Annotated in this window: 18 protein-coding genes; 9 read left to right on the forward strand and 9 right to left on the reverse strand. The window is 66.9% G+C overall.

The annotated features are described in order from the left end of the window. Window positions 1-215: 215 nt before the first annotated feature. A complete protein-coding gene (locus ABZW16_RS10715; protein WP_354954462.1) occupies window positions 216-1,064 on the forward strand; it encodes a glycosyltransferase family 2 protein in 849 nt (282 codons plus the stop codon). A 292-nt stretch (window positions 1,065-1,356) separates the two neighbouring features. Here ABZW16_RS10715 and ABZW16_RS10720 read toward each other — a convergent pair whose 3' ends face one another. The 3 genes from ABZW16_RS10720 to ABZW16_RS10730 all read right to left on the reverse strand — a co-directional run bounded on the left by ABZW16_RS10720 (window position 1,357) and on the right by ABZW16_RS10730 (window position 4,993). Further along, window positions 1,357-2,460: an FUSC family protein gene (locus tag ABZW16_RS10720; RefSeq protein ID WP_354954504.1), complete on the reverse strand. Its 1,104-nt coding sequence runs from the start codon at window positions 2,458-2,460 to the stop codon at window positions 1,357-1,359. A 105-nt stretch (window positions 2,461-2,565) separates the two neighbouring features. Next, window positions 2,566-3,015 carry a DUF3151 domain-containing protein gene (locus ABZW16_RS10725; protein ID WP_354954464.1) on the reverse strand — a complete coding sequence of 150 codons (450 nt, stop codon included), beginning with the start codon at window positions 3,013-3,015 and terminating at the stop codon, window positions 2,566-2,568. A gap of 88 nt (window positions 3,016-3,103) precedes the next feature. Then, a complete protein-coding gene (locus tag ABZW16_RS10730; RefSeq protein WP_354954466.1) occupies window positions 3,104-4,993 on the reverse strand; it encodes a hypothetical protein in 1,890 nt (629 codons plus the stop codon). Between the two features lie 13 nt (window positions 4,994-5,006). Here ABZW16_RS10730 and ABZW16_RS10735 point away from each other — a divergent pair, with 13 nt between their 5' ends. Continuing rightward, window positions 5,007-6,107: a hypothetical protein gene (locus ABZW16_RS10735; protein WP_354954468.1), complete on the forward strand. Its 1,101-nt coding sequence runs from the start codon at window positions 5,007-5,009 to the stop codon at window positions 6,105-6,107. A 144-nt stretch (window positions 6,108-6,251) separates the two neighbouring features. Then, window positions 6,252-7,277: a fused (3R)-hydroxyacyl-ACP dehydratase subunits HadA/HadB gene (locus tag ABZW16_RS10740; protein WP_354954470.1), complete on the forward strand. Its 1,026-nt coding sequence runs from the start codon at window positions 6,252-6,254 to the stop codon at window positions 7,275-7,277. Between the two features lie 10 nt (window positions 7,278-7,287). On the opposite strand, the gene ABZW16_RS10745 is transcribed toward ABZW16_RS10740, so the two are convergent. After that, window positions 7,288-8,745: a DUF4185 domain-containing protein gene (locus ABZW16_RS10745; protein WP_354954472.1), complete on the reverse strand. Its 1,458-nt coding sequence runs from the start codon at window positions 8,743-8,745 to the stop codon at window positions 7,288-7,290. A 710-nt stretch (window positions 8,746-9,455) separates the two neighbouring features. On the opposite strand from ABZW16_RS10745, the gene ABZW16_RS10750 reads away from it, so the two are divergent. Further along, a complete protein-coding gene (locus ABZW16_RS10750) occupies window positions 9,456-9,791 on the forward strand; it encodes an excalibur calcium-binding domain-containing protein (RefSeq protein WP_354954474.1) in 336 nt (111 codons plus the stop codon). A 56-nt stretch (window positions 9,792-9,847) separates the two neighbouring features. Here ABZW16_RS10750 and ABZW16_RS10755 read toward each other — a convergent pair whose 3' ends face one another. Both ABZW16_RS10755 and fbaA read right to left on the reverse strand, forming a co-directional pair. Beyond that, complete coding sequence (locus tag ABZW16_RS10755; protein WP_354954476.1) at window positions 9,848-10,966, reverse strand: BTAD domain-containing putative transcriptional regulator; 1,119 nt, start codon at window positions 10,964-10,966, stop codon at window positions 9,848-9,850. A 154-nt stretch (window positions 10,967-11,120) separates the two neighbouring features. After that, window positions 11,121-12,155, reverse strand: coding sequence for a class II fructose-bisphosphate aldolase (fbaA, locus tag ABZW16_RS10760; RefSeq protein WP_354954478.1), 1,035 nt, complete (start codon window positions 12,153-12,155; stop codon window positions 11,121-11,123). A gap of 324 nt (window positions 12,156-12,479) precedes the next feature. On the opposite strand from fbaA, the gene ABZW16_RS10765 reads away from it, so the two are divergent. Then, window positions 12,480-13,136: a VTT domain-containing protein gene (locus ABZW16_RS10765; RefSeq protein WP_354954506.1), complete on the forward strand. Its 657-nt coding sequence runs from the start codon at window positions 12,480-12,482 to the stop codon at window positions 13,134-13,136. Between the two features lie 19 nt (window positions 13,137-13,155). Next, the gene (locus ABZW16_RS10770; protein WP_354954480.1) at window positions 13,156-13,839 is read left to right on the forward strand and encodes a DedA family protein; all 684 of its coding nucleotides are present in this window, start codon (window positions 13,156-13,158) and stop codon (window positions 13,837-13,839) included. 3 nt (window positions 13,840-13,842) lie between these two features. Here ABZW16_RS10770 and ABZW16_RS10775 read toward each other — a convergent pair whose 3' ends face one another. The 3 genes from ABZW16_RS10775 to ABZW16_RS10785 form a co-directional block, all read right to left on the reverse strand. Further along, window positions 13,843-14,931: a glycoside hydrolase family 76 protein gene (locus ABZW16_RS10775; RefSeq protein ID WP_354954508.1), complete on the reverse strand. Its 1,089-nt coding sequence runs from the start codon at window positions 14,929-14,931 to the stop codon at window positions 13,843-13,845. Window positions 14,932-15,048: 117 nt separating this feature from the next. Continuing rightward, a complete protein-coding gene (locus ABZW16_RS10780) occupies window positions 15,049-15,729 on the reverse strand; it encodes a TrmH family RNA methyltransferase (protein ID WP_354954482.1) in 681 nt (226 codons plus the stop codon). A 28-nt stretch (window positions 15,730-15,757) separates the two neighbouring features. Further along, window positions 15,758-16,093, reverse strand: a complete 336-nt coding sequence (locus ABZW16_RS10785; protein WP_354954484.1) for a DUF4190 domain-containing protein — start codon at window positions 16,091-16,093, stop codon at window positions 15,758-15,760. Window positions 16,094-16,188: 95 nt separating this feature from the next. On the opposite strand from ABZW16_RS10785, the gene ABZW16_RS10790 reads away from it, so the two are divergent. The 3 genes from ABZW16_RS10790 (at window position 16,189) to ABZW16_RS10800 (ending at window position 18,683) form a co-directional block, all read left to right on the forward strand. After that, a complete protein-coding gene (locus tag ABZW16_RS10790; protein ID WP_354954486.1) occupies window positions 16,189-17,553 on the forward strand; it encodes a sensor domain-containing protein in 1,365 nt (454 codons plus the stop codon). Beyond that, entirely contained in the window at window positions 17,550-18,203 is a 654-nt protein-coding gene (locus tag ABZW16_RS10795; RefSeq protein ID WP_354954488.1) for a response regulator transcription factor, read from the forward strand. Before ABZW16_RS10790 ends, ABZW16_RS10795 begins: the two co-directional genes overlap by 4 nt. Window positions 18,204-18,416: 213 nt before the next feature. Further along, on the forward strand, window positions 18,417-18,683 hold the full coding sequence (locus ABZW16_RS10800; protein ID WP_354954490.1) for a hypothetical protein: 267 nt from the start codon (window positions 18,417-18,419) through the stop codon (window positions 18,681-18,683). Window positions 18,684-18,698: the final 15 nt, after the last annotated feature.

The following is an 18,698-nucleotide window of genomic DNA, read 5'->3' on the forward strand; positions in this document are numbered from 1 at the left end:
CGTTCAAGAAGTTTGAGCGGTTAGGTTGCGAGAAAGAACGCCCCGGTCGATCGCGACGAGCGGCGCGTTCAACTCTCGCCTGACAAACACGATGGCGACGGCACACTCCGATTCGCCCGCACCCCCCGTAGACAGCGCTGTCCTACCTCCGACCGCCCGAAACAACCCAGGCGGTCGTCATCTCCAGCTTGTGCTCGACCCTTTGGAGCTATGCCATGACTGGCACGCCATCCCTCATCACCTTGTCGGTGGTCATCCCCGTTCTCGACGAAGCCGCGCTCATACTCCAGTGCCTGGAACGACTCGTGGACCAGGAAGCGATCAGCGAAATCGTTGTCGTCGACAACGGCAGCACCGACGGCACCGACGCGATCGTGCGTGAATACGCGGCCGCACATCCGAAGGTCGAACTCGTCTACGAGGAGACGCGGGGTCTCATCCCCGCACGCAATACCGGACTGGCAAAGGCGCGCGGTGATTTCATCGCCCGCATCGACGCCGATACCTTCGTCGAGCCCTACTGGGGTGCGGCCATCCGCGATTATGCGTCCACACATCCGGATGTCGCCGCGACGACCGGCATCTTCACCTACCACGACTCGCCGGTCCCCTTCTTCCTGGACATCGGCGTCTGGGCGAAGCTGAAGCTCGGCATGTTCGGCGGCCCGGTCGGCAATATGCACGGTGCGAATATGGCCATCCGCCGCACCGCATGGGATGAAGTCAAGGACGACACCACCACTCGGACCGATATCCACGAGGATCTGGATCTGGCACTGTGCCTGTCGATAAAGGGGCTGCACATTCAACAGCTCCCGGATCAGCGGGTGCGGATCTCGGCCCGGCGGCGCCGGACCAATCCCCGTGAATTCTGGACCTATCAGTTGCGTGGACTGGACGCCCTCACGAATCGGGGATATCACGTCCTGCCGGTGACCCGGGTCTACGCCAGCTTGGCCTGGCTGGGGCACACCCTGCAATGGCCGATCTATCGGCTATGGGATTTCGATCGTCGCCGCTTCACTTTGCGCGGCAGTCCGGAACGCCTGTCCCCGGTGGACTGAATCGCGGGTTCCGGTCGCCCGGTCCTCCGGGACCGGGCGACCTCTTCGCTCGACCACGGTGCGCCCCTACCCGCCCGGCCACCACACCATATGGCCGGTAGGGCGTCTCGCCGTCGTGCGAAGCCGCCGAACCGCGCTACCCCTCGTCACCGCGGTTACCTCTCGAGGCTATGACCGCGACGATGTGCGAACACGAGTAGCGCACTACGCGATGATCGCCGGTTCACGCGCCGGGGATCGCGCAGGCGTTCCCGCACGATGGAAAATGGCTGAAATCCGCTGAGTAGTCGTGCTATTGCTCGGGCGGCACATGCGGATTCGGGACCGTCGGAGGCAGCATCGCCATTGCGGAGATGCGCTGCATACCGGAGACCTGCATGAGATCGACCAGCATGGAACGCATCTGCGCGAAGACCACATGCGCCGAAAGTCCCGCACCGTCAACGAGTTCCGGCCGCGTGGCCTTGGCGACGCCGCGCAGCACCCTGGCGGCCTCGGCCTGATCCGGCTGCTGGCCGGGATCGGCGAGCATCATTCGGCGCACCACGTCGACGGCCTGGGCCAGGCGCTCGAGTTCCTCGATGAGTCGGGGATCGAGAATTTCGTCGTCCTGCACCAGTGTCAGCGAACGGCGCAGCAGCACCCTGGTGTTGCGGACCGCGTTATCGAGCGGATCGGCGGTGGCGCGGATGCGGTCGAGGCGCGCGCGCGAATTCCAGTAGAGCGGAGAGATCCGGCTGATCTCGCGACCGCCCTCCAGGGTGGAGCGCAGGCCGTCGATCTGCGGCTGTGTCTTGCGGGCGGCGGTCAGGGCGAGGCGGATCTTCTCCTGGTCCTGTTCGAGCAGTCCGTCGGCGCACTCGTGCAGCGATTTGCCCATCACCGCAAGGACTTCCGCGGCCTGCTCACGGGCCCGGCGCACCGGATGCAGCGGGATCGAGGCGACCACGACCACGCCGACCAGTCCGCCGACCAGCGCGTCGATCATGCGCGAGAAGCCGCCGCCCGCCGAGGGCGGCAGCAGGGTGGCCACCAGCACCGCCGAACCGGCGGCCTGCATGGTGATGATCGACCCGCCGTCCAGGAATACCGCGAGCGCCATGGCCACCGCGACCACCAAGGCGATCTGCCAGACGCCGGTGCCCGCGCGCGTGATGAACAGGTCGCCGATGCCGATGCCGACCGCGACGCCGACCACCAGTTCCACCGACCTGCGCAGCCGCGCACCGAAGGAAATGCCGATCGAGACCACGGCCGCGGTCGGTGCGAAGAACGGCTGGGTATGCCCGACTATCTTGTGCGCGATAAACCAGGCCAGCGCCGCACCGACCGCGCACTGCAGAATCGGCAGCGCGGACAGCTGCAACCGCGCCCATGAGCTGCGCAACTTCTCCATACTGCTGGCGCGGGCAACACCAACCGGGGAATTCGGATCGAGCCCACCCGTCGCCCGACCGCCACCCCCCTTCGAATCGCTACGCGATGCTGTTTTCACGCTGTCTCAGTCGAGCCCGAGCTCCGCTGCTGCGCGTGGGTCGCAGTCCTCCAACAGATCCAGGCAGCGCGCGTACTCCTCGGTCTCGCCGATGGCCCTGGCCGCACGAGCGAGCGCGGCGACGCTGCGCAGGAAACCGCGATTGGGCTCATGGCTCCACGGCACCGGCCCGAAACCCTTCCAGCCATTGCGCCGCAAGAGATCGAGGCCGCGGTGGTAGCCGGTGCGCGCGAACGCGTACGCGGCGACGATGTCGTGGTTGACCACCTGGGCGTCGCCCTCGGCCCCACCGCGCGCCAACGCGGCCTCGGCAAGATGGGCCCATGCGATCGAGGCCGCCGGATGCGCGGCCGCGACCTGCACCGGATCGGCCTTCTCGAGCAGCGCCTCCTCAGCTTCGGAGTCTTCGGGCAGGAGTACCGGTTGCGGTCCGAGCAAGTCACCGAACGAGGTCATGCGGTTCATTGTGCACCCGACCGCCCGGGTCGTGGCGCGGGGGAATCCTCACAGTTGGACGAATTGCTGATTAGGCTGGCCGTCGAGTTCAACTGTTCCGCCCGACCGAGGGGTAGTAGGTGTCCGATCCGAACGACGAGAAGAGCCCGGCACAAGATACCGGCCGACCCGCCGGAGCGGCCGGTACCGCAAGCCCCGGCGCCCCCGCGGACCGGACACCCGCATCGAACACCAGCTCGTCCCCGGCGAACTCCGGCACGCCCGGAGCGACCGGCGCATCGTCGAAGCCCGGCGCTGCCGCGGACCGCACTGCCGCTGGCGAACGGGCAGCCGCCCCGCCGACGCGACCGATTCCAGCCCCGACCGGTTCGGCGCCATCGTCGAATCCGACGCCGTCGGCGGGTTCGAAGCCATCGCAGGGATCAACACCATCGTCCGGCTCGACACCGTCGCAGGGATCAACACCATCGTCCGGATCAATGCCGTCGTCCGGCTCGAGGCCATCGCCGGGACCTGGCATGTCTGGGGGATCTGGCGCAACCACCGAGGAACGGGCGGCCGCCGCGCCGACTCGGCCGATCGCGACACCGTCGACTCCGAAGCAACCGCCCGGTACCACGCCGACGAGCGTCCCGGATGCCTCAACAGGGGATATCGCGGCGCTCGGCAAGCCTGCCGAGGCCGCGGCCCCTCGAACGACGCCACCTTCCGCCGCCACTCCCAGCCAACCGGCGAGATCCGCAGGTGCACAGCCGCCCACATCCGGTGCAGGCGGCCCGACCAAGCCCGCCGCGGCAGGCCGGTCCGCTAGCGGCTCGGGCCGACCCGGCGCAACGAAACCGGCCACCGGCAGCACTCCGAGTGGTCCCGCCGCTGCGACGCCGACTTCCGAAGCGGAGACCGTAGCGATCCCGCGCGGCGTCACCGAGGCCAAAGCGCCTGCCAAAGAATCGGCTGCCGCCACGACGGCTACTGCCGCAGCAAGCACCGCCGCACCCGCCGCGAACCCCGCCGCCAAGCCGACACCAACAACTGGCGGCCCCACCGAGGCGCCGACCGCCGCTGCCACCCGACCCGGCGCACCGAATACTGCCGCTCCCTCCGGCAGGCCCGCACCAACAGCTGGCGGCCCCACCAACGCACCGACCAACGTCGCCGCCCGACCGGGCACACCGCCCGCGGCGAGCACTGCCGCCGCACCCGCCGCGCCTCCGTCCGGCAAGCCGACACCAGCACTTGGCGGCCCCACCAACGCACCGACCGCAACTCCCCCCGGCAAAGCGACGCCAACGGCTGACGGCCCCACCAACGCACCAACTCCCGCCAGCGCCGCCGCACCCACCACTCCGTCCGACAAGCCGACACCAACAGCTGGCGGCCCCACCAACGCACCGACCAACGTCGCCGCCCGACCGGGCACACCGCCCGCCGCACCGGCCGCGCCTCCTTCCGGCAAGCCGACACCAGCACCAGGCAGCCCCACCAACGCACCAACCAAGGCCGCGGCCGGACCCGACGCACCGACTGCTGCGATCGAAGAAGACGGTCCTGCGGTCCGATCCGCAAGTGCGGCAGCGACATCCGCCGCCACGGGCGGTTCGGCAGCTGGTCGACCCGCCGATACGGGTAAAGGATCCGCCTCGGCCGCCGCCAAATCCTCACCCAACGAACCCACCGCGACCGCTGCCACGAAACCCGGTGCTCCGGCGGGTGCCGAGTCGGCAGGCCCGGCGGCACCGTCCGGCAGCACTACCGCACCAGTTGGCGACTCCGCAGCGTCGAGCCGGACCGCCACCCCGTCCGGTGCCACACCTGGTCCGGCCAGCGGCGCAAGCCCAGCTGCCGGATCATCGGGTCGCACCACCCCGGCCGCTGATACGGCTGAACCAGCCAGCCGTGCCGCCGCCGTATCGTCCGGCAGCGCTGCCACGCAATCCGGCGCAGCCGCAGCCGGTGCGGCACCGTCCGCCGGATCCACGGCGGAAACCGTTGTGATTCGGCGGGATTCGAATGCCAGCGGGTCCGCAGTACCCGCCGATGCGAACGCGGATCAGGTCGATGACGCCGCGGGGGCGGATGCGGCGACCACGGTGATGCCGCGGATCGAACTGGTGAAGCCGACGGCGGGCGATAAGCATGCGGTCTCGACTTCTCCGGAGGAGACGACCGGCGACGAGCCCGATCTGACCGGCGCCGATGACAAGACCGTCGCCATGCCGGTGGTTTCGAAGCTGGATGCCGAGAAGACCATGGCATTGCCGATTCAGAAGCCGGTCGATAAGGACGCGACGCAGCGGATGCGGACCGGATCGAAGCCCGGTGCCACCGATCGGGTCGTACCACCCCCGGCGCGGCCCGGGCCGGTCACCAAGCCGCCGAGTACGCCGCGTCCGGCGGCCGGGCCGAAGCAGGCCGGAGCCCAAGGACCCGCGCAGGGACCCGGGGTCGAGGAGACCGCCCCGTCGGCACCGCGCCCGCCAGCTCGCCAGCGTCAGGTCGCGTCGGCGCCGTCACCGGCGGATACCCAACTGACCCGGCCCGCACAGCCGGTCCAGCCACGGCCGCCGCAGCCACGGCCGATGGCGCAACCGCAGCGGATCACGCCACCCGGCCAGCAGGCCGCGGCCACTGCCGAAGCACCGGCGGGGTCGAAGCGCCGGTTGTTCGTGGTGCTCGGGGCGACCGCGGTCGCCATCATCGCGGTGATCGCACTCGCGGTCGTCCTGGTCGGGAATCGGGGCGACAACTCCCCGGAGGCCAAGGTGCGCGCCAGCATCACCGATTACACCGACGCACTGAAGTCCGGCGATCTCGCGGCACTGCGCAAGTCCACGTGCGGGCAGCTGCACGACTTCTACCAGGGCATTCCGGAGGACCAGTTCGCGGGCGTGCACCGGCTATCGATGGATCGCAAGAACATTCCGGTGGTGGCGAGCGTCGATGCGGTCCGGATCACCGATAAGTCCGCGATCGCACAGGCCACCGTCTATACCGACGCGGATCCGTCGAAGCGATCGGCCAGGACCTTCGATCTGGAGCGGACCGACACCGGCTGGAAGGTGTGCGACCCGCCGACCGCAGGGACGCCCTAGACGGCCGCCGCCATAACCGAAAGGCAAGCCCTCTAACCGGTAGCGAACGTCACATTTACCTGGTCAATGGACCGGTTCGCCAGTAGCATGGCCCGGATCATGGTCAGGGAGCAGACAATCGCACAGCCGGAAAACGACGTAGTTGTGCAGGCAGACACAATGGCGGGGCGCCGGTTCCGGGTGCGCGAGCACTATGCGGTCGGCCGGGAGAAGGTCCGCGAGTTCGCCCGCGCAACGCAGAGTCAGCACGGTGCGCATTATTTCGAACCCGATGCGGACAAGCTCGGCTACGACACGATCGTCGCGCCGCCGACGTTCGCCTCGGTCATCGGCATCAGTGCGACCCGGGCGCTGCTCGAAACGGTGCTGGCCGATTACGACCTGTCCCAGATCCTGCAGACCGACCAGGTCTTCGAACTCACCCGGCCGATCGTGGCGGGCGATCGGCTCAGCACCGAGGTCGTGATCGAATCGATCCGGCAGTTCGGCGATAACGACTTCATCCTGGTGACGTTCTCGCTGACCAACCAGCACGGCGAGATCGTGCAGTCGGGTTCGACCACCATCGTGGCGCGCCGCGGTGTAGAGGTCGACCCGAATATTGCCGACGCCGTCGAGAACATCATGATGCACTCTCGCCCGGTGACGGTCGGTGATATCACGGTCCCCGACAGCGGGCCGCTGGTCGCCCTGGCCGCGGATGCCCCGCCCCCCGGAGCGCCCGCAGTGCCGAGCGAATTCGTGCACACCCTCCCGGACTTCGACCAACTATCCGTCGGCGATCAGCTCCCGGCCGCAACCGCACAGGTGACGCGCGGCGATCTGGCCAACTACGCAGGAGTTTCCGGCGATCCCAACCCGATTCACTTCAGCGAGCGTGCGGCCCAACTGGCTGGACTCCCGACGGTGGTGGCGCACGGGATGCTGACCATGAGCCTGGCGGGCGGTTATCTGACCTCCTGGCTCGGCGATCCGACGGCCATCGAAAAGTTCAGCGTGCGGTTCTCCGGATTCGTCCCGGTGACGTCCGAGGCGCCGAGCAACGTAGAGTTCAGCGGGAAGATCAAATCGCTCGATCCGCAAAAACGCACCGCCACCATTCTGCTCGCGGGCGCGTCGGAGGGCCGCAAGCTCTTCGGCCGGGCCATCGCCGAGGTCCGCTTCGCCTAGCGGCGCAACCTCATTCGATGGTCGCGTGCATGAGATACACGTTGTAGTCGCTCCAGGTCGACATATTGAAGTAGAGATCCGAACCCGAGGACCAGGGGTGGATGAATCCGCCGTACAGCTCCGGGTAGTCGGTCGCCAGCACCGTCGGCGCGGCATCGGACCACACGCCCTGCGGTGAATTCGATTCGCGGACGACCAGAGCCACCTTCGCGGTATCGAGATAGCTCATCTGCCAAACATTTCGGGCGGCGTCGAAGCGCACCGACAGCTCACCGGCCGGTCCGTCGACGATCGGGCTCGCGGAGCCGAATCCACCTACCGGAGTCCAGTTTCCGTCGCGCCAGTACTGATAGGCCGTGGTATTGAGCAGCTGATCCTTCGATACCCGGGCGAGGCCGACCGCCGCGAGCCGAGTATTGGGCGTGCCGAACATGTATACGTAGTCGCCCTGCGGAACCATTGCGCTCACTTGAAAATTCGCGAGTCCGAAGATGTTGTCCCAGCGCGCGTAGGGATCCTTGGTCCAGGTCTGGCCGTGGTCATCGGAATAGGCGATGCCGCCGTAATTGGTGAAGAACGTACCGGGAAAGCTGTTCCAGGTGCGAATCGACATATAGCTCAGATACTGCCGCACGCCGAGCGCGAATCCGGAGGTCGGAATCGTGGTGACCTCGACATTGTCGAGTTTGCGGCTGGAGAGCACTTCCGCCGCGTGGCAGCGGTCGTCGGTCACCATCCGGTCGTAGGTCATACCGTCGGACAGGTCCCGGTCGGTGCTGAAGGCCAGCACATTGCTGCGCCAATCCATCCCCACCCCGCCCGGTGGGCGGAAGCCGCGCCCGATGGTGTCACCGAAGGCGGTGGCGATCTCCCCCGGCGCACTCTCCCACATGATCCCGAGGTCGGTGCCGTCCACCTGCCAACGCTTATCGGTGCGATTCACCGAATTCGCGCCGGTCTGCTTGGCTACCTCGGTGACCGAACCGATGCGCGGCGCGGGCCGGGCCGGGGACAGCGGGGCGGGCTCGGTCGGCGGATCCACCGGCGGCGGGGGCGGCGGCACCGCACCCGGATCCGGTCCTGGTCCGGGTATCGCGAAGTGGAAGGGCTTGGGACTCAGAAGAATTTCCGGAATGCCGAGTCGGCTGGCCAGGCTCGGCGGCGGTGTCGGCGCATCGGTCAGATCCGGGCACGGGTTGGTGCACGGATTCGACGGCAACTCCATCTCCGTCCGCGTCGGCGGTGCTGCGGGCCGATCCGGCGGCAGCACGGTGATCACCGGATACGGGATCGGCACCTCGAGTGTCTTGGGCACCAGGCCCTCATGCTGCGCGGGCGGATCGCTCACACACGGACCGGGCACCGGCCCGATTGCCTCCGGCGTGGCACCAGCGGGTCGACCCGTGAACGTCTGTGCCGCGGCCGTGCACACGACCGCAGCGAGCACCGCCACCCACCGCCGAGTCATCCTCAACCCCTTGATATCTCGCGCAAAATGGACATCCGCCTCCCGGCCACCGCGCCGCATCGATGCCCTTCGCGATGCCGTGCACCAGCGCCCGACCCTACCTGTTCTGCCCCCTTGACCTCGTCCGACTTACCGACCGGAGCACCATCCACCGCATCGATATCCAGAATTAACAGCAAACTCCCACTCCATTTTCGGGACCGCAGCGCGACTGCCCTGCTACCTTCCACGAAGCGACAACTCGAGTCGGGGTGAGTGGCCGTCCACCGGGGGAGCAAGGGGCCCCCGGTGGTTCCATTCGACCAGAGGACACCCATGAAACCTGCTCTGCAGCCGGGTCGCTGCTCGGAACCGCTTCGGCGATCCTGATCGCCTCCGCCGCAATAGCATTCACGATACCGACGGCGTCCGCCGATCCGCGCACCGACCTGCTGTGCAACTCGGGCTCCGCCCAGTTGTGCCCGCCCGCCCAACCGCAGCAGAACGTGCCGAACAACCCGCCGCCCCGCACGCAACCGCCCCAGGCACAACCACCGCAGACCCAACCGTCGCCCTACTACCGAAATTGCGACGAGGTCCGCCGAGCCGGTAAGGCTCCGCTGCACCGGGCTGACCCGGATACGCATCCCACCTGGACCGCGACAACGACGGAATCGCCTGCGAATAAACGGCACTGACAGCGACACGGGAAGCGGAGCAGGATGGAGCATGTGAAAGCTTCATTGATCTATCACCGCGCTGTGCCCGCGCTCGGTGCCGCCTGTCTGGTGATCGGCGGCCTCGCGATCGCGTCGCCGATCGCTGCCGCCGGTTCGTCCACCGTCCAATTCGTTGCCGGGCCCGATAGTTCGCTTCCGGTGCCCAGCTATCGGCCCGGTCCGAAGGGATCGAACGTCCCGCCACCGGAGACGTCGAAGGAGGAGTCGCCGAGGTATTACACCGATTGCGATCAGGTGCGCGCGGCAGGAAAGCTCCCGCTCTACCGCGGCCAGCCCGGCTACGCGCCGTACCTCGACCCGGACGGCGACGGTATCGCCTGCGACTGAGGGCGACCCGCAGGAGGCTGCGGCCGAGCAGGCCGCCCGGCTCGCGACCGGGCGAGCTACTGCACCGCTTGGAACACCAGTACCGTCGCGCCGATGCGGATGGTGTCACCGTCGGCGAGCAGCGCACCGTTGTCGATCGCGCCATCGTTGACGTACACGCCATTTGCCGAATGCAGATCCTTGATCAGCAGTCCGGCCCGGCTCGGCATGATGTGCGCGTGATAGCGACTGGCCTTCGGATCGTCGAGGACCAGATCGTTATCGGTCATCCGGCCGATTCGCATGCCGCCCTGCGCGATTGCCATGACCCGGCCGTCCGGCATGCGCAGCTGTCCGCTGCGGACCGCACGCGGCATCTCGGTGACGGTCTCGGTCATCGCGGCGGCCAGCCGCTCGGTGCGCTTGAGTTCCATTGTGCTCAGCGGCTCCTGGCGCAGCACCCGCTGTTCCAGATCGACCAGCACCGGGCCCGGGTCGATGCCGAGTTCCTCCGCGAGCACCGTGCGCACCCGGCGGCACGCTTCCAGCGCGTCGGCCTGCCGACCGGACAGATACAGCGCGGTGATCAGCTGACCCCACAGCGGCTCGCGCAGCGGATGCTCATTGGTCATCGAGACCAGCTCGCCGATCACCGATGCGGCACGCCCACAGGCGATTTCGGCATCGATGCGGGCCGAAGCGGCCTGCAGCCGCTCCTCGTCCATCGCGGTGGCGAAGCCATCGGCGAACTGCAATCCGGCCAGATCGGCCAGTGCCCGACCGCTCCACTCGCGCAACGCATTCCCGAACAGCTGCGCCGCACCGACGTGATCGCCGACCTCGGCGGCGCGCGCTCCCGCATCCCTGGCCGCCTCGAAGCGTCCGAGATCGCAGGCATCCTCCGGGATCTCGAGCCGATAGCCCGATGATTCGGTGCGCAGCACCAGGGCCGGATCCACACCCGAATTACGCAGCGCCTTGCGGATATTCGAGACGAATACCTGCAGGCTGGCGGCGTAGGAGTCGGGCGGATCCTCGTTCCACACCATATCGGCCAGCGCAGCCGAAGCCACCGCGCGCCGTCGATTGACGGTCAACGCGGCGAGCAAGGCTCGCGGCTTGGGCCCGCCGACCGCTACCGGTTCACCACCGACCAGCAGTCGTACGGGCCCGAGCACGTGCACATCCAGACTCATGTGCTAAATGCCCCCGTTTCCAATTGCGGTGTCCGCGGGCCCTACGTAGGCCCACCCGTCTCCCACCGCCACCCGCAACGGGCGGCCTGCGGCCGACTGTACTTGTCCGGGCACTGCTGCCTCCGGACCTGACGCGTACACCGCGGGGAAAGGGTCAGGCGCTGATCGAGCGACCCGCGGACTTCAGATCATTGCACGCCTCGACGACACGTGCCGCCATGGCGGATTCGGCCTTCTTCAGGTAGCTGCGCGGATCGTAGGTCTTCTTGTTGCCGACCTCACCATCGATCTTGAGCACGCCGTCGTAGTTGGTGAACATATGCGTGGCGACCGGCCGGGTGAACGCGTATTGGGTATCGGTGTCGACATTCATCTTCACCACGCCGAAACGCAGCGAATCCTCGATCTCCGACTTCAGCGAGCCCGAACCGCCGTGGAAGACGAAATCGAACGGCTGCGCGTCGGCCGCCAGGCCGAGCTTGGCCGCCGCGACGCGCTGGCCCTCGGCGAGTACCTCGGGCTTGAGCACCACATTGCCCGGCTTGTACACGCCGTGCACATTGCCGAAGGTCGCGGCGAGCAGGTACTTGCCGTTCTCGCCGGCGCCGAGCGCGTCGATGGTCTTCTCGAAGTCCTCGGGGGAGGTGTAGAGCTTCTCGTTGATCTCGGCCTCGACACCGTCCTCTTCACCGCCGACGACGCCGATCTCGACCTCGAGGATGATGTTCGCCGCGTGCGTCGCCTTGAGCAGTTCCTTGGCGATCTCCAGGTTCTCATCGATCGGAATCGCGGAGCCGTCCCACATATGCGACTGGAACAGCGGGTTGCGGCCCGAGTTCACCCGCTCCTGGGAGATCGCAATGAGCGGACGCACGAAGGTGCCCAGCTTGTCCTTCGGGCAGTGGTCGGTGTGCAGCGCGATGGTCACGTCGTAGCGCGCGGCGACCACGTGCGCGAACTCGGCGAGCGCGACGGCGCCGACAACCATGTCCTTCACACCCAGGCCCGAGCCGAACTCCGCGCCACCGGTGGAGAACTGGATGATGCCATCGCTGCCCGCGTCGGCGAAGCCCTTGATAGCGGCATTGACGGTTTCCGAGGAGGTGCAGTTGATGGCCGGAAAGGCAAAGGAGTTCGCTTTGGCCCGACCGAGCATCTCGGCGTAGACCTCCGGAGTCGCGATGGGCACTGTGAAGACCTCCGTGTTGTGCGGAAAAAGACAATTCTGTCAGCCCTCAGAGTAGGCCAGCGCGCTTTCGCACGATGTCAGGGGACCGTCCTGCGCGGCGGCGGGACCATCCGAACCGGCCGGTCGGCCGGGACGAACTTTTCGCACAGCGAGAGGTTTCTCAGTTGGACCCGGTACTGTTGGCCGCGTAATTGCGCTGGCAGCTTCCGATGCGGTGGCAAAGCAATGCAGCCAGCCGTACCCGGGACAGGAGGCCGCGTGATTCTGCTGGCAGCGACAGAATCGGTGACGAGCAACGTCGCATTGACCCAGTTGCTGGACCCGATGCACCTGCTTACGGAGACGTGGCTGAAGAACGCGGTGCTCCCGGCGATCCTGGTGATCGTCTTCATCGAGACCGGTCTGCTCTTCCCGATCCTGCCCGGCGACTCGCTGCTGTTCACCGGTGGCCTGCTCTCGGCGACGGACAATCCGCCGGTATCGATCTGGGTGCTTTTGCCCGCCGTCATGGTGACCGCCTTCGCCGGTGACCAGTGCGCCTATTGGATCGGCAGGGCGATCGGGCCCGCGCTGTTCCACAAGGAAGACACCCGGTTGTTCAAGAAGCATTACGTCACCGAGACGCACGCCTTCTTCGAAAAGTACGGTCCGAAGACGATCATCCTGGCCCGCTTCGTGCCGATCGTGCGCACCTTCATGCCGGTGCTCGCGGGTGTGTCCAAAATGGAATACCGCAAGTTCGTCACTTTCGATATCGTCGGCGCGATCCTGTGGGGCGGCGGTGTCACCGTACTGGGCTACTTCCTCGGCAATATCGAATTCATTCGCAAGAACATTGAGCCGATCTTCCTGCTCATCGTCCTGCTCTCGATCCTGCCCGGCATCATCACCGTGGCGAAGAAAGTCCTGAACCGCGGTGCGGACGAGGCCGGTCAGCAAGACACCGCGCTGACCGCCTCGACGAACGAGCCGACCCACTGAGCCGGTGTCCACTGCGCAGTTGCCCCTAGCAGTGGGCAGTTTCGATCCGCTGACCTCGGCGGGCCCCGCGCTCGTTTGGACGGTGGTGCTCACTTTCGTCTTCCTCGAATGCGCGCTGATCATCGGGCTGTTCCTGCCCGGTGACTCGATGCTGATCACCGCGGGCATCGTGATGGCCTCCAATGCGACCGGCGAGGCCCATGTCTGGGCGCTGTCGGTGGGCGCGATGATCGCGGCCGTCGCGGGCAACCAGGTGGGTTATGTGATCGGCCACCGCACCGGCCATCATCTGGTGGCCAGGAAGAACGGCCGATATATCAACACCCGCAATCTGCAGCGGGTCACCGATTTGCTGCAGCGGCACGGATTCCTCGCGGTGCTCATTTCGCGCTGGATTCCGTGGGTGCGCACGCTGTGCCCGATGGTCGCGGGCGCGGCGCAGATGGACCACCGCAAATACACCGTGGCCAGCACGATCGGCGCCATCATCTGGGCGCCGGTGCTACTGCTCATCGGCTACTACGCGGGCAGTTTCCTGGAGCGGGTGCCGTGGCTCATGCCGGGGGTCATCGGGACGCTGGTGGCCGGGCTGATCATCGGAACGGCGCTCGGCATCCGGCATTACCGGCAGGAGATCGCCAAACCCGCCGAGGATTTCGATCTCGAGGCCGCGCCCACCGGCGTGGTCGAATCGGAGTGCTGATTCCTAAAGTCCGGCAGCACTGACCTGGAACGCCGCCTCCATCAGCAGCCAGCCCGACAGCTGTACCGACATATCGCGTTCGGGCACCTGTGACGAGGTCACCGAGCCGCCCGCGGTGAAATATCCGGCGCCGGCCGGGCCACCGGGTAGCTGTGCGGGCTGGTTCCAGTCGTGCCCGAACAGCGGTTCACCCTCGACCTCCAGCCGGTTGGACCAGGCCGCCATGGCGCTGGCGCGCACGATATCCGCCGCGGCGCGCCGATCGGCCGCCTGCTCCCGATCGTCGCCGGGCAGCATCAGCGCGACCACCGCCAGATAGCGGGCCAGAATGCCGTTGAACAGACCGCCGTCGCCACCACCGCCACCATTGATCACCCCGTCGGTGGTCATGTGTTCCTCGACCGCGGCGAGCAGCCGGTGCACCCGTTCGGTATGGCGCGGCTCGCCGGTGTGCACCGCGAGTTCGGCCTCCAGACCCAGCACCACGCCCTGGCAGTAGGTGAAAGTCGGGCTCTCGATCTCACCGGAGGGCAGATGGATGCCGTCGAGGATCAGGTCGGATTCCTTATCGCGCAGCGTCGCATCGATCCAGTCCGCCATCTCCTGTGCGCGGGCCTGGCGACCCAGGCGCAGCAGCGCGATCGCGGCCGGTCCGTTGGCGGGTGCGTTGAAGTAGTCCGAGCCGACCCGCCACGGCACGCCGCCGCCGCGCGCCGGATCCCATGCCCCGTACAGCTCCTTCTCGAGTGCGACCAGACCGCCGCGCACCTCGGTGATGCCCTGGGTCCGCTCGGCGCGCTCCAGAGCGATAGCCAGCCAAGCCATATCGTCGTAGTAGCTATTGGTCCAGCCGGTGATATTGCGGATCCGGTGCGCACGCGCGATGGCGGCAATGCGCTTGCGGCGCTGCGGAGTCGGCACCCGGTTTGCGGCATCGACCGCGCAGTCGATCAGATTCGCCTGCCACCAGTAGTGCCAGGAGACGAAGACGCGCTCGCGACTGGTCGCGGGCCAGCCCACCACACCCAAATCGGTTCCGGGACAACCCCATAGGGCACGCAGGTGCCGAGAGACGATCGCGGCTTCGGCCATATCCGCCCGGTGCGACCACAGCGCGGACGAGGATGTAGCGTCGCGCCCGCTCTCCGGGCTCCGCGAGGTCATGGGTCAATGGTGCCAGCTTCGCGCCGGTTCATAGGGATCTTTTCGTTACCAAGCCGACGTCAAATCGGCATGTTGCCGAATCCACGCGTGCATGGCGATACCGGCAGCGACTCCGGCATTGATACTGCGGGTCGAACCGAACTGCGCGATCGAAACCGTCAGCGCGGCCGCACCCTTCGCATGTTCGGTGACACCGGGCCCCTCCTGTCCGAACAGCAGCAGGCAGCGGTGTGGCAACTCGACGGTTTCCAACGGGACCGAACCGGGCACATTGTCCACGGCGACCACGGTCAGCCGCTCCCGCTCGGCGAACGCGATGAGCTCGCCGATATCGGTGTGATGTTCGATGTGCTGATAGCGGTCGGTGACCATGGCGCCGCGCCGATTCCAGCGCCGCCTGCCGACGATGTGCACAGCCGCCGCGGCGAAGGCGTTGGCGGTGCGTACCACGGTGCCGATATTGGCGTCGTGCCCGAAGTTCTCGATGGCCACATGGAACGGATGCCTGCGCCGGTCGATATCGGCGACGATCGCATCCCGCGACCAGTAGCGGTAGGCGTCCACGACATTGCGGCGGTCGCCGCCCGCCAGTAGCTGCGGGTCGTAGCGGGGATCGGTCGGCGGCGCCCCGTCGTGCTCCTCGGCCCATGGCCCGACTCCGTGCGGGTGCTCGCCCCATTCGGTGGGTCCTGGCTGTTCAGCCGTATCCGGCGTGGGGTGGTTCACGCCGATGATGCTAATTCCCCCGGCGCGGCTAGTAGGTCGAGGACGAGCTGTCCAGGACGCCGAGGACGGTGAGGATCACCATGGTGATGATGAACAGAATGGTCAGGATCAGCAGGATCGAGGACACGATGCCGCAGACATATCCGGCCATGACGCTGCTCCGACCGCCGATCGCACCGCCGGACGCGTCGATCTCGTTGAGGGCCTTCTTACCCATCACCCAGGCGACCGGTCCGAGGAACTGGCACAGCAGCAAGCCGAGAATCCCCAGAATCATGATCGTGATGGCCTGCGGGTGATCCTGTGGCCCATAGGCTGGGTAGCCATACGGCGAACCGTACGGCGGTGGCGGCGGGTAGTTCATGCGCAGGATGTTAGTTGGTGGTGTAGCTGGCTACACCACGGATTCGGCGGTCAGCTCCATCGAACGCCGCCCCGATTGCGACAACCATGGAGCCCATGACCGAGACACAAACCCTCGTGATCGACGCGCCGACCGGCCAGCCCGGTACCGCCGCGCGCGATGTGCTGCGCGCGGTGCTGCGGGCACCGTTTCAGGCTCGTACCTGGAAGCAACTCGCCTATGTCTTCACGGTTTTCGTGATCGGCGTACTCGCCATCGGCTATCTGTTCTTCGGATTCGGCGGCGGACTGTACGCCTCGATCGTCCTCATCGGCATTCCGGTACTGGCACTGGTGATTCTCGGCGGGCGAATCTGGGGGAAGGTCTATCGTGCGCTGGCCAGGGATCTGCTCGATACGCCGGTCGACGGGCCGCCGCCCTACGTCTCGCAACCGGGCTTCCTCGGATTCCTGAAGAGCGCTTTCACCGATCGCGCGAGCTGGCGGGCCATCCTGTTCCTGTTCGCGCAGGCCGTACTCGGTGTGGTCGGCGGCTATTTCGTGCTCATCACGGTCGCCGTGACCGTATTCGCGGCCCTGTCGCCCATTCCATGGGTGCTCTTCGATCCGATAAATATCGATGACAACGGCGTCGAACACCATTCACTCGCCCAGTTCGGTTCCTTCTACATCGAAACCTGGCCAAGGGTTTTGCTGATGTCGGCGGTCGGCATCATCGGCTGCTTCGCCCTGCCGTGGCTGCTGCGCGCGGTCTGCTGGGTCCACGGGCTGCTCACCACCGCATTGCTTGCCGCGACCGCACGGGACCGGCAGATGGTCGAGTTACTGGCGAGCAGGCGTGCGGCGGTGGAGGATTCGGCGGCGACCCTGCGCCGGGTGGAGCGGGATCTGCACGACGGTACGCAGGCGCGGTTGGTCACCATGGCGATGGCGCTCGGCCGGGCCGAGGAGCGACTGGCCACGGGCGGCGATGCCCGCGATCTGATCGCCGACGCGCGCGCCAACGTCAAGGAGGCATTGACCGAATTGCGCGAACTGGTGCGCGGAATCCATCCGCCCGCACTCGAATTGGGGCTCGAGCCCGCGCTGGAAACGCTGGCGTCGCGGTGTGCCGTTGCGGTGCAGCTGCGGGTGCACCTGCCGCAGCGGCCGAATCCGGCCATCGAGGCGATCGCCTACTTCTCGGTCGCCGAACTGCTCACCAATGTGGTCAAACACGCGAATGCCACCAGTGCCTGGGTGTCGGTGCTGCCAACCGATGCGCATACCATCGCGGTCTCGGTACGCGACAACGGAATCGGAGGTGTGCTGCAGCCGATGGCCGGAGAACATGCCGCAGGCAGCGGACTCTCGGGGCTGGCGGCGCGAGCCCGCGCAGTGGACGGCACGCTCACCGTGCAGAGCCCGACCGGCGGGCCGACCGTGGTGACCATCCTGCTGCCGATGGCCGGACCGCGATGAGTACGCCGTTGCGGGTGGTCATCGCCGAGGACAGCGTGATCCTGCGCAACGGTCTGGCCGGGCTGCTGACCGAGCGCGGCCACGAGGTGGTCGCCATGGTCGGCGACGCCAGCACCCTGAGCGATGTGGTCGGCACCTACAACCCCGACGTTGCCGTTGTCGATGTCCGGATGCCGCCGACCTTCACCGACGAGGGGCTGCTCGCCGCGATCGAACTGCGCCGCAAATATCCGCTCACCGGCGTACTGGTGTTCTCACAGTGGATCGAAACCCGCTATGCCACCGAACTTCTCGCCGGTGGCGCGAGCGGCGTCGGCTATCTGCTCAAGGACCGGGTGGCCGACGTGGGCGACTTCGTCGACGCACTCGACCGCGTCGCGACCGGCGGCACCGCACTCGACCCGGAGGTGGTGAGTCAGCTGATGGGTGCTTCGCGCCAACAGGATTCGCTCGCTCGGCTCACCCCACGCGAGCGCGAGGTCCTCGAACTGATGGCACAGGGCCTGTCCAATAACGCGATCGCGTCCGCGCTCACGGTCACCGAACGCGCCGTCGAGAAGCACATCGGCAATATCTTCACCAAACTCGATCTGCCGCCCTCGGATACCCATCACCGCCGGGTGCTCGCGGTACTGCGGTTGAAGGGCTGAGTCGGCCAACGACGCCGCCGAGAGCAGCACGGCGGCGTCGAGGGGTGTCGCCGAGCCACCGTTGGCGACGTAGGCGGACCCGCCGTCGAGCCAGCGGTCATCGTCATGCCAGTGCACCGGATACAAGCAGGTCACAGCTCTGGTCAAGGCGCACTCACACCGGACCGGGCGGACCTATCCTGGAGATGCAGGGCAGTCGGGGTGGAGGCTGGTATGGACCACGCACGCATTCTCCGCACAGTGCTCGGGGTGACCGCCGGGTATTTGGTGCTGCTCGGATTGTGGCTCGGCTGGCTGCTTCCGCATACGCCTCCGGGCACCGCGCCCTATCAGATCATCGCGCTGGTCGGCCTGTTCGGTTCGTGTTGCGGCATCGGAATGCTGCTGGCCGCCCGGCCATCGCGCGCGGATCGGCAGCTGTGGCGGCACGGGCTGGAGGGATGGGTAAACCAACTGGAAATTTTAATTCATTCATATTAGGGTCATATAATTTAA

The organism is Nocardia sp. NPDC004604 (assembly GCF_040609795.1).
Classification (GTDB): domain Bacteria; phylum Actinomycetota; class Actinomycetes; order Mycobacteriales; family Mycobacteriaceae; genus Nocardia.